This is a genomic window from Sporosarcina sp. OR05 (assembly GCF_041414805.1).
Classification (GTDB): Bacteria; Bacillota; Bacilli; order Bacillales_A; family Planococcaceae; genus Sporosarcina; species Sporosarcina saromensis.
On sequence record NZ_JANKJL010000010.1, the window covers coordinates 107,677 to 118,060 of the forward strand.

10 protein-coding genes are annotated in these 10,384 nt (G+C 41.8%); 9 read left to right on the forward strand and 1 reads right to left on the reverse strand.

Going from position 1 to position 10,384, the window contains the following annotated elements; genetic code table 11:
• Positions 1 to 22 precede the first annotated feature (22 nt).
• The 7 genes from opp4C (at position 23) to NRI27_RS13815 (ending at position 7,397) form a co-directional block, all read left to right on the forward strand.
• Positions 23 to 931 (forward strand): oligopeptide ABC transporter permease, encoded by a 909-nt coding sequence (gene opp4C, locus NRI27_RS13785; protein WP_371391239.1) that lies wholly within the window; start codon positions 23 to 25, stop codon positions 929 to 931.
• Between the two features lie 10 nt (positions 932 to 941).
• Complete coding sequence (locus tag NRI27_RS13790) at positions 942 to 2,615, forward strand: peptide-binding protein (protein ID WP_371391240.1); 1,674 nt, start codon at positions 942 to 944, stop codon at positions 2,613 to 2,615.
• Between the two features lie 77 nt (positions 2,616 to 2,692).
• Complete coding sequence (locus tag NRI27_RS13795) at positions 2,693 to 3,766, forward strand: M24 family metallopeptidase (protein ID WP_371391241.1); 1,074 nt, start codon at positions 2,693 to 2,695, stop codon at positions 3,764 to 3,766.
• 15 nt (positions 3,767 to 3,781) lie between these two features.
• Positions 3,782 to 4,798 (forward strand): ABC transporter ATP-binding protein, encoded by a 1,017-nt coding sequence (locus NRI27_RS13800; protein ID WP_371391242.1) that lies wholly within the window; start codon positions 3,782 to 3,784, stop codon positions 4,796 to 4,798.
• Positions 4,773 to 5,765 (forward strand): ABC transporter ATP-binding protein, encoded by a 993-nt coding sequence (locus tag NRI27_RS13805; RefSeq protein WP_371391243.1) that lies wholly within the window; start codon positions 4,773 to 4,775, stop codon positions 5,763 to 5,765. Before NRI27_RS13800 ends, NRI27_RS13805 begins: the two co-directional genes overlap by 26 nt.
• Positions 5,758 to 6,900, forward strand: a complete 1,143-nt coding sequence (locus NRI27_RS13810) for an NAD(P)/FAD-dependent oxidoreductase (protein WP_371391244.1) — start codon at positions 5,758 to 5,760, stop codon at positions 6,898 to 6,900. Before NRI27_RS13805 ends, NRI27_RS13810 begins: the two co-directional genes overlap by 8 nt.
• A 14-nt stretch (positions 6,901 to 6,914) precedes the next feature.
• Entirely contained in the window at positions 6,915 to 7,397 is a 483-nt protein-coding gene (locus NRI27_RS13815; protein ID WP_371391245.1) for a DUF3830 family protein, read from the forward strand.
• Positions 7,398 to 7,536: 139 nt separating this feature from the next.
• Here NRI27_RS13815 and NRI27_RS13820 read toward each other — a convergent pair whose 3' ends face one another.
• Positions 7,537 to 8,661, reverse strand: a complete 1,125-nt coding sequence (locus NRI27_RS13820; RefSeq protein ID WP_371391246.1) for an aminotransferase class V-fold PLP-dependent enzyme — start codon at positions 8,659 to 8,661, stop codon at positions 7,537 to 7,539.
• Between the two features lie 35 nt (positions 8,662 to 8,696).
• Between NRI27_RS13820 and NRI27_RS13825 the strand changes: the two genes are divergently transcribed.
• Together NRI27_RS13825 and tnpA are read left to right on the forward strand one after the other, a co-directional pair.
• Entirely contained in the window at positions 8,697 to 9,395 is a 699-nt protein-coding gene (locus tag NRI27_RS13825; RefSeq protein WP_371391247.1) for a Crp/Fnr family transcriptional regulator, read from the forward strand.
• Between the two features lie 543 nt (positions 9,396 to 9,938).
• Positions 9,939 to 10,370: an IS200/IS605 family transposase gene (tnpA, locus tag NRI27_RS13830; RefSeq protein WP_371391248.1), complete on the forward strand. Its 432-nt coding sequence runs from the start codon at positions 9,939 to 9,941 to the stop codon at positions 10,368 to 10,370.
• The last annotated feature ends 14 nt before the right edge of the window (positions 10,371 to 10,384 follow it).

The window sequence follows — 10,384 nt, forward strand, 5'->3', positions numbered from 1 at the left end:
AGCTGGAAAGGAGGGGGATTATATGACGCGACAGGCGTTAACAGAAGTGTCAGTGGAGCCGGAAAAGAGATTTTCCAACTCAGGAGCGTGGAAAAGGTTTAAAAAGAACAAATTAGCTTTGTTTGGCGCAATCGTTTTAAGCATTCTTGTAATAGCTGCCATTTTGGCTCCGGTTATATCGCCTTATGACCCTTATATTTCGCAAACAAAACCAGATGGCGGATACAACGTTCATGCGAGTCCATCTGCAGAGCATCTGTTAGGAACAGATAGTTTGGGACGCGATTTGTTGAGCAGAATTATTTACGGGGGACGTGTTTCCCTGAGTGTCGCATTTGTAGCGGTCATGATCGCTACGATAACCGGAGTCGTGTTAGGAATGATTGCCGGTTACTATGGCAGATGGGTCGACACACTTATTATGAGAATAACAGATATTGTCATCTGTTTCCCTGTACTATTTCTGGCCATTTCAATCGCCACGATTTTGAAGCCTAGCATATTCAATGTGATGATTATTATTGGGCTTGTTAGCTGGACGACAATGACTCGGCTTGTCAGAGGGGAAGTACTCAGAGTAAGAGAAACCGAATATATTGAAGCCGCCAAAGCAATGGGACAAAACAATTTTATTATCATTGCCAAACATATTTTGCCGAACATCATGGCTCCGATTGTTGTGCAGGCGACCCTGCAAACGGCAGAAGCCATTTTAACTGAATCCTCCTTGAGTTTTCTTGGCGTAGGCGTTCAGCAGCCTGTGCCAAGCTGGGGGAATATGCTGTATGAGGCTACATCCATTATGGTGCTGCAATTTAAACCATGGGTATGGGCGCCAGCAGGTTTTGCTATTTTGATCACCATTCTTTGCATCAACTTTGTCGGAGATGGACTTAGGGATGCGCTTGATCCAAAAACTAAAAAAGACTAGGGGGATAGAAATGAAAAAAATTAATACGTTTTTCCTACTGATGATGGTATTAATGCTGACTGCTGCTTGTTCTTCACAGGATGGGAGTCCTGGCACTACCCAAAATGGTGAAGGTGGTTCAAAAGAGGGTGGAACTCTTACAATCGCTTTTAACAGTGAGCCTGGTAACTTGAACCCAATGATTTACGCAACGACTTCTGATACGAATATTACCCATATGGTATATGATTCTCTCGTCATTCCAGATGAAGAATTGAAGATGGTTGGTAGCCTTGCAGAGACATGGGAAATATCAGATGACAATAAAGAATACACATTTAAGCTGAAAGATGGCATTAAGTGGCATGATGGCGAACCGTTCACTGCAGAAGATGTGGCGTTCACCTTTACAGCCCTTGCACATCCGTATTATGACGGAGGCGCTTATTGGCGAGTCGATCCAATCGTCGGAGCTGAAGAATATAAAAATGGTGAAGCGGACAGCGTGTCTGGAATCGAAGTGATTGACAAAACAACGATTAAGTTTACAACAGATGATCCGTTTGCTCCTTTCCTTTCAGGTTTGTTCATCGGTGTATTGCCGAAGCATATTTTAGGCGATATCAATCCAGGTGAATGGGCGAAACATGAGTCGAATCGCAATCCGATCGGTACAGGTCCATTCAAATTTGTTAAGTGGGAAACTGGTCAATATATTGAACTAGAAAAGAATGAAGAATACTTCCAAGGCGCGCCTAGCCTTGACAAGGTATTCGCCCGTTTTGGAGATGCAAATACAATGCTCGCTTCGTTCATTAGTAAAGATGTCGACATTACATCCGTACCGGTTGCTGAAACACCTTCCGTTTCAAGTTTAAATTATGCTGACCTTGTTACACAAAACCAGCTAAGTGTCTATTATGTAGGTTTCAACTCAAAGGCTGATCATTTTGGAGATCGTCGTGTCCGACAAGCATTAGCTCATGCTGTCGATAAACAGAACATTGTAAACTCAGTTCTTGGAGAATATGGAAATGTGGCAGAGGATATTTTCCCTTCGACGCATTGGTCGCATAATCCGAATTTACCTACGTACGAATACGACAAAGCGAAGGCTGAAGCACTACTCAAAGAAGCTGGTTATGAAAAAAATGCAAAAGGAATTTATGAAAAAGACGGAAAACCGTTGACCTTCACATTTGAAGTGCCAACAGGAGCAAAGGAACGTGAACAGTCAGCCGTCCTATTGAAGCAGATGTGGGAACAAATCGGTGTTATGGCAGAAATCCGTTCATTGGACTTTCCTACTCTCGTTACAAAGTTACTCCCTAAAGACGATAATGGTGCGCAGCGGGAGGTAAAATCTGATGATTACTCCGCCTATATACTCGGTTTTGGAGTTGAAGCGGATCCAGATGAATACAGAAGCTATTTCGGCTCAGCATACCAGCCGCCGAACGGCTATAACTTTGTTGGTTATTCAAACGCTAAAGTAGATGACTTGCTAGAAAAACAAGCACGTGAAATCGATTTCGATAAACGTCAGCAATATATATGGGAAGTCGGCCAACAGCTGGCTGAAGATGAAATTTGGATTCCAATTTATGAGCAAAGTTCTCCATTTGTCGTAAACAAACGAATCAAAGGGTTTGAACCGGATTTCCGAGGTGTCACATTCAATGCGAAAGATTGGTCATTGCAATAAATTGTCGGGAGGGAGTCTATGACTCCCTATTCCTATAAGGTGGAATAGCCCATCAGCAAAAAAGGGGGGCGGTAGCTATGAAAAAAGAAAAACGCAGCAAGCTGTTGAAGTTGATGGAACAACACCAACTCGATGGTGTTTTCATCCATTCGCATGAAAATCTACGTTATCTGACCGGATTTACAGGCAGCAATGGTGTGTATTATTTTGATGGCCAAGATGATTATTTATGGACTGATCAGCGCTATACACTTCAAGCGAACGAACAATCTCCGTTTTGCAAGATAGAAGTGGCAGACAAAGCGATGAATCATTTTTTTTCATTAAAATTGCCAGAACGGTTAAGAGGACGTATTGGATTTGAGTCGGATTTAATGACGGTGTCTCACTATAAATTATTCAGTTCATTCGTTCCAGACATTGAATGGATTCCGCTTGGAGCTAAACTCCTTGAGATTCGTGCAGTAAAGTCTTCAGAAGAACTGGCAATCATCAAACAGGCAGTCCAAATTGCAGATGATGCATTTGACGAATTGTTGCCGATGATTCAAATCGGGATGACCGAGATGGATGTGCGCAATGAATTGGAATATTTGATGTTGAAAGGGGGACACGAGGGACCCGCTTTTGGCACCATTGTAGCATTTGGTGAAAGGGCAGCGCTTCCCCATGCTGTTCCAACGAACCGGAAACTGCAGAGGGATGAGTTCCTCTTGATTGATTTCGGTGTGAATTTTAACGGTTATATGTCTGATATGACTAGAACAATTGCGATTGGTGAAGTTGATAGCTATTCCGCTAACGTGTTCAATCTGACATTACAAGCGCTGGAAAAGTCAATCGCTGCGATTAAGCCAGGTATCGAGAGCCATCAACTGGATCAGGTTGCCCGCAATGTCTTTGAGGAAAGCGACATGGAAGAATACAGTTTACGTGGTTTAGGGCATGGAGTTGGACTTCAAATTCATGAGTTGCCACGCATTGTCCAATTTGGCAGTGATATCGTTGCACCGGGGATGGTATTTACGGTAGAACCCGGTCTATATATCCCTAACCGGGTCGGCGTGCGAATTGAGGATTTGATCCATGTCACTGAAGAAGGATGTGACGTGTTAACAGACACACCGCGTAAAATCAGTCTGTCGCTATAGAGGAGTGGTATTTGTATGGAAACTATTTTAGAAGTGAAAAACTTAAAAACCTATTTCTACACGGATGGAAAAGAAATTCCCGCTGTAGATGATGTCACTTTCGAAATAAGGCAAGGTGAGACACTGGGGATTGTCGGAGAATCGGGAAGTGGAAAAAGTATTACCTCTTTATCAATTTTATCACTCATTCCAAAACCACCAGGCAAAATTGTAAGCGGAGAGATTTTGTTTAAAGGCGAGAACATTCTTGATTACGATGAGCGGCAAATGAGGATGTTGCGAGGAAACCAAATTTCCATGATTTTTCAAGAGCCGATGACATCGCTAAACCCGGTGTATACGATAGGAAATCAGATCGCCGAGGTTCTTGTATTGCATCAAAAATTAACAAAAAAACAAGCACGTCTTAAAGCGATTGAAATGCTCGAATTGGTTGGAATCCCATCTGCCTCAAAACGGCTCGATGAATATCCACATCAATTGTCGGGCGGAATGAGGCAACGTGTAATGATTGCAATGGCGTTGGCCTGCAATCCGAAATTGCTTATTGCAGATGAACCGACAACTGCACTAGATGTTACCACCCAAGCACAAATCCTGAACTTGATGAAGGATTTAAAAGAACGGCTCGATATGGCAACGCTCTTGATCACACATGATTTAGGCGTAGTTTCCGAATCAGCTGATCGAATAGCCGTCATGTATCTTGGCCGGATTGTCGAATATGCAGACGTTGAATCATTTTTTGATAAGCCCCTCCATCCCTATTCAACGGGATTATTGAGTTCGATTCCGAGCATGTATGATGAAACAGAACGTCTACTACCGATTCCTGGCCAAGTCCCGCATCCTACTGAATTGCGCAAAGGATGCCGTTTTCATACGAGGTGTCAATACGCGACAGATTTGTGCATTCAAGAGGAGCCGGATCTGCTTTCGGTCGAGGGGAGAAAGGTAAGGTGTTGGATGTATAGCGAGCGATATGAAGGGCAGGAGGTGCCGTCAAGTGGAACAGCCGTTACTTCGGGTTGAAGGTTTGAAAAAGTGGTTTTCCATAGAGGGAGAGAAACTGGTTGGAGGAAAAAAACAATTTGTAAAAGCAGTAGATGCAATTGATTTGTCCATTAATAGAGGAGAAACGCTGGGCCTTGTAGGCGAGTCGGGTTGCGGGAAATCTACTGCAGGGCGTACACTGCTTAGACTGATTGAAGCGACTGAAGGTAAAGTGGTTTTAGACGGCATCGATCTCTATAATTTGAGCGCAAGACAATTGAAAAAAATGCGTAAGGATATGCAAATCGTCTTTCAGGATCCGTATGCATCGCTGAATCCGCGATTAAAGGTCCGTCAAATCATTGAAGAACCGATGACGATCCATACGAACTTAACGAAGAAAGAACGACTGGAAAAAGTGAAGCAGATTATGTCAGATGTCGGTTTGAATGTGATGTACCTCGATCGGTATCCGCATGAATTTTCCGGTGGTCAACGACAACGGATCGGAATTGCTAGAGCATTAGCGGTAGAGCCGAAGCTCATTATTATGGATGAACCTGTTTCGGCATTGGATGTTTCTGTCCAAGCACAAGTTTTGAATCTAATTCAAGACTTACAGAAAAAATACAATCTGACGTATTTATTTATCACACATAATCTTAGTGTGGTTAAACATATTTCTGATCAAATAGCTGTCATGTACCTAGGCAAAATTGTTGAGTACGGCGACAAAAAAAGCTTTTTTGATAAACCGCTCCATCCTTACTCACAGGCATTAATCAGTGCTATACCAGAAACGAACCGAGCGCTTAGAAGGGAACGGATCTTGTTAAAAGGCGATATACCTAGCCCGATAAATCCGCCGGAAGGATGCCGATTCCATACGAGATGTCCGTTTGCCATGGATATATGTAAAAGCCAAGAACCGCAATTGGAACAAATAGAAGATGGTCATTATGCAGCTTGCCATCTTTATACGGGAGGAATGAATAGTAATGAATAAGTATGATGTGATTATCATCGGTGCTGGAGTTATCGGATGTTCAATTGCTTACTTCTTAGCAGAAAAAGGATGTACGAACGTGTTAGTAATTGATAAGGGAGGAATCGCCTCGGATATAACAGGCATTTGTCCGGGGGGAGTCCGCCAACAGTGGGGAACTGAGATCAACTGTCTCATGTCCCGGGAGTCTACAAAGTTTTTCAAATCGATTAATGATCATTTGAAGCCTGAACATGAAATCCAATTTCGAGAAGTTGGGTATTTATATACATTCCATTCAACGCAAGCGTTGGAGAATTACAAGGAAAGCGTTAAACTGCAAAATGCGTTAGGCATTCCGACCAAGATTTTGGATCCTCAGCAAGCCGCCTCCATTATCCCTGGAATTGATACAACTAGTTTTATCGCAGCTTCATTTTGTGAGACGGATGGCTTTGCGGATGATGCTTACCATGTTACAAACAGCTTCGCGGATGCTGCCAAGCGAAAAGGTGTATCGTTTGTAAGTGATGATGTTGAGGAAATCGTATTGGAAGACGGAAAAGTTGTCGGCGTAACGTGTACACGTCGTGGGTTATTGCATGCAAATAAAGTGATCAATGCGGCTGGACTCGGTTCTAAGAAACTAGCCGAAACTGCTGGCGTGGAATTACCGATTGAATTTGAAACAAGGAGAATCTTGTATACAAACCGGATAGAGGAACGATTGATCGAGCCGTTGTTAGTTAGCTTTGAAAGAGGATTTGCTGCAAAGCAACTGTCCGATGGCACTCTTTATTGCAGTTATATTGGAAAAGACCTCACTCCACCTTATTCAATGTTCGATTTTCAATTAAAAGCGGCAGAAGTAGGGATGGAATTGTTTCCTCCGCTAGAGAAAGTTGAATTTAGAACGCATGTCGATGGCACTTATGATAGCACACCTGATCATCAGGCGATTCTTGGTGAGGTTGACCAAGTGCCAGGTTATTATCAAGCTGTCGGGATGAGCGGTCATGGCTTCATGATGTCTCCCGCAATCGGGGAAGCAGTTGCTTCTGTTACATTAGGTTTAGAACCCGCAGTGGATATTTCATCATTGAACTATAGAAGGTTTGAAAAAAATGAATTGGTAAGAGAGCCAAGCGTTGTATAAAAGGAGATTAGAAAATGACAAGAATAGAGATTGAGTTTCCTGAACACCAAATTTCAGTTCGTGCTGAGTTGTTGGAAAAACAGGCGCCGATAACAACCACATCCATTTTACAAATCTTATCGAACGAATCGATCGAAACGACTGGAAAACATGCTATGTATACCGGCAAAGAAATAAGCGTACAGTTTTCAGAAGAGGTATGTTCAGATAGTGGGCTTTCTGGCGACGTAAAGGAAAACCTCACCTGTTTTCCACAACCGGGTGATCTACTATTTACATACATGCCGGCTTATGCATGGGGAGGAGTACCTTCGCAAATATTTGATATCGGCATTTTTTATGGCCGCGATGCTAGAACATTCTTTCCGATGGGGTGGCTGCCAGGGAATCATTTTGCTAAAGTGATTTCTGAAGATCTTGAAAAACTGGCAGACATCGGTTCAAAAACATTGCTACATGGACAGCAAAAAGTGATTATTAGAAAAGTGAATGATTGAATAAACAAAAAGCCTTTCCCGTAAATTCGGGGAAGGCCCATTTTTATAATTGCAAGTGTCATGAATTGTCGATTTACTTTTAAATCAAACTTGATATAATAGTAGAAATCTAACTAGTAGCTGACATTGTTAGGTACCATTACTTATTAGTTGTCGGCAAATGATAAACGATCGCATCGAGTGCTTGTAGAATATCATTTTCGTTGTTATAAATATGCGGCGCTAGTCGTATGCAATCCTTTCTAGCTGACAAAATCAAGTTATCTTTCCGTAGCAATTGCTCCATTAAATTGGCATCCTTGCAGTAAATTGCTGTTGTAGATCCTTTCGAGAAGGCAGGACTTTTAACATCGAGTCCTCGCTTGATCGCTTCTTCAATAGTGAACTGAGAAAGCTGTGTCAGTCTATCCTCGATTTCTTTGACACCGATTGAAAGGATGTATTCGAGAGCCGCGTTTGCCACATAGGCATTGATCACTGGCGGTGTTCCAGTATTAAAACGTTGTGCCCCATTTGCGTATTCGAGCTTGTCGTAATGAAAGCCAAAAATGTCTTTTTGCCCAAACCATCCGATTGTTGAAGGTTCTAAGGACTCGGCAAGCTCTTTTCGGACATACATGAACGCAATGCCTGGAATACCCAAAAGATATTTTTGCATTCCTGCTACGAGTATATCTACGTTATCTCTTTTCACATCGATTGATACAGAACCTGCAGATTGGTAGGCATCTACAAAGAGCAGAGAGCCTTTCCCATGGACGATTTCAGACACGGCTTTTAAATCATGCTTGAAGCCGTTGTAGAAAGACACATGGGGGATGCATGTAAGTGCAGTGTTAGTTGTCACATATTCGTCGTAGTACTCCAATGGAATTGAATGATTGTTACTAGGAATAAAGCTGACGGAAAAGTCCTTCCTCTTTTGCTGAGCCAATATAGATTGTCCGATACACGGGAAATCAATTTCGGTTGTCACAACTTCTTTAGTTGCCAAAGGAAGTGCGTGTAGGATGGATGAAATACAGTCGGATACGGAACCGAGGATGGCAATTTCCGATGGACCACAATTAATGAGGGATGCAAACTTTTCCTTTGCGGCATTCGTCACGTTCATCCATTCATCCCAGTCCATTCCTGAAACGAGCAGGCTATCTTGGTACGACTTAAATGCGTGCATCACCTGATTGGACATTGCACTTTGTGAACAGCTGGAGAGCATGATCTTTTTTTCTAATATAGGAAAATCACTGCGATAACTTTTCATTGATTAACTTCCTTTCGAAATGGAGTGTGACTGATATGGATAGTCATTTAAAAGAACTAGAATTATTAAATCCTTGGTTTGATAAACTTCCATACCAGTGGGAGAACTTAACGAATTACGGAACTACAGTTTCGTTTAAGAAAAACGAAACTGTTTTTCATCAAAATGATCATGGGGAGTATGTATACCTCGTTAAAAAGGGACGGGTAAGACTTTTCCTCATTTCCCCGGCTGGAGAAGAAAAGGCACTTGCTATTGTCGGTGAAAATGGGATTTTGGGTGAGTGCTCGTTAAGCCAGGACTCAAGATATTCAACAAGCGCCATTTGTGCGTCCGCAGTTATCCTTAAAAAAATTTCAAGACGAGATTTCATATCGTTTATTTCCCAGGAACCCGATTTCATATTTCAGACGCTAGATATGATTACAAAGAAATACCGATTATTATGTTCCCAGTCCCTGCAGCTAAGTTATATGAAATCATTACCACGCATCTCAGCACTCCTCATCCAATTGTCTCAAAAATACTCTGAAAAAATTGATGATAAAAAAGTACAGTTGACCATTCAATTCACGCAGCAGGAGATGGCGAACCTTCTTGGCACTACGAGAGTAACTGTTGCTAAAAATATAAAATGGCTAGAGGATCAGAATTATATCATCAAAAAAGGGAAGTTTTATGTGATAAACGATCTAGCCGAATTAAACGAATTAGCTAATGATCAACTGGACTAACTTTATTGTATAGAAGGAATTCAAAAAGTGATGTAAATTAGTTTACAATGTAGGGGAAATCTTTCGAAATGAGTCTCTTGCGCTACTTTAAATGAATGCCAATAAAAAATTGGATAATTCCGTGTGTGGAAAAAAGTGGTTATATACGAACAAGAAAATATTAACGAATAGAAGAATTTAAATAACACGCTTAGCAACCAATCTTGGATTGCTGAGCGTGTTATAGTTTACGATACTTGTTTCTCTAGAATGCCGCGTCGCGTTCTAAGTCTCTAGTTTCCCCGCTCTATCACCCTCAATTCCGCTCTAACAATGCGGGAGTGCGCTCTATGCTTCTTGCAACGCGCTCATTGATTCAAGATGCCAGGTTCACATGTAATTCGAATTGAATTTTAGGGACTAGGTTCTTGTTGGATTTTAAATTGGTTCAGAGCTTGGTACCTTTTTAATATACTAACGCGTGGTTTAAATCCACCGTCTTTAGACGGTATACGCTTTTAGCCTTGTTTTTATCTGTCCATACTCTCCATATGAGGTGAGAATATGGATGGGTTTAAGAAAAGCAGTCATACTGTGCATGATATCAAGTATCATGTGATATGGGTTACTAAGTATAGATATAAGGTATTAAGCGGTCCGGTTGCGATAAGGACAAGGGAACTGATTAGGCAGGGATGTGAAGCAAGGGGAATTACAATCCTACAGGGTAGTGTAGGAAAAGATCACATTCATTTGTTATTGTCTTGTCCGCCAAGTTTGTCGCCGAATAAAATTTTGCAATATCTAAAAGGTAGGTCATCAAGACTATTGCAAGATGAGTTCCCAGAGTTGAAGAAGAGGTTTTGGGGACAGCATCTATGGGCGAGAGGCTACTTTTGTACAACAGTAGGCACAGTTACTGAAGAAATCGTAAGAAATTATATAGCCAACCAATTCAATGAAGAAAAGAACGACATCTTACGGATTGAAGAATAAGTTCAGTTGTGATT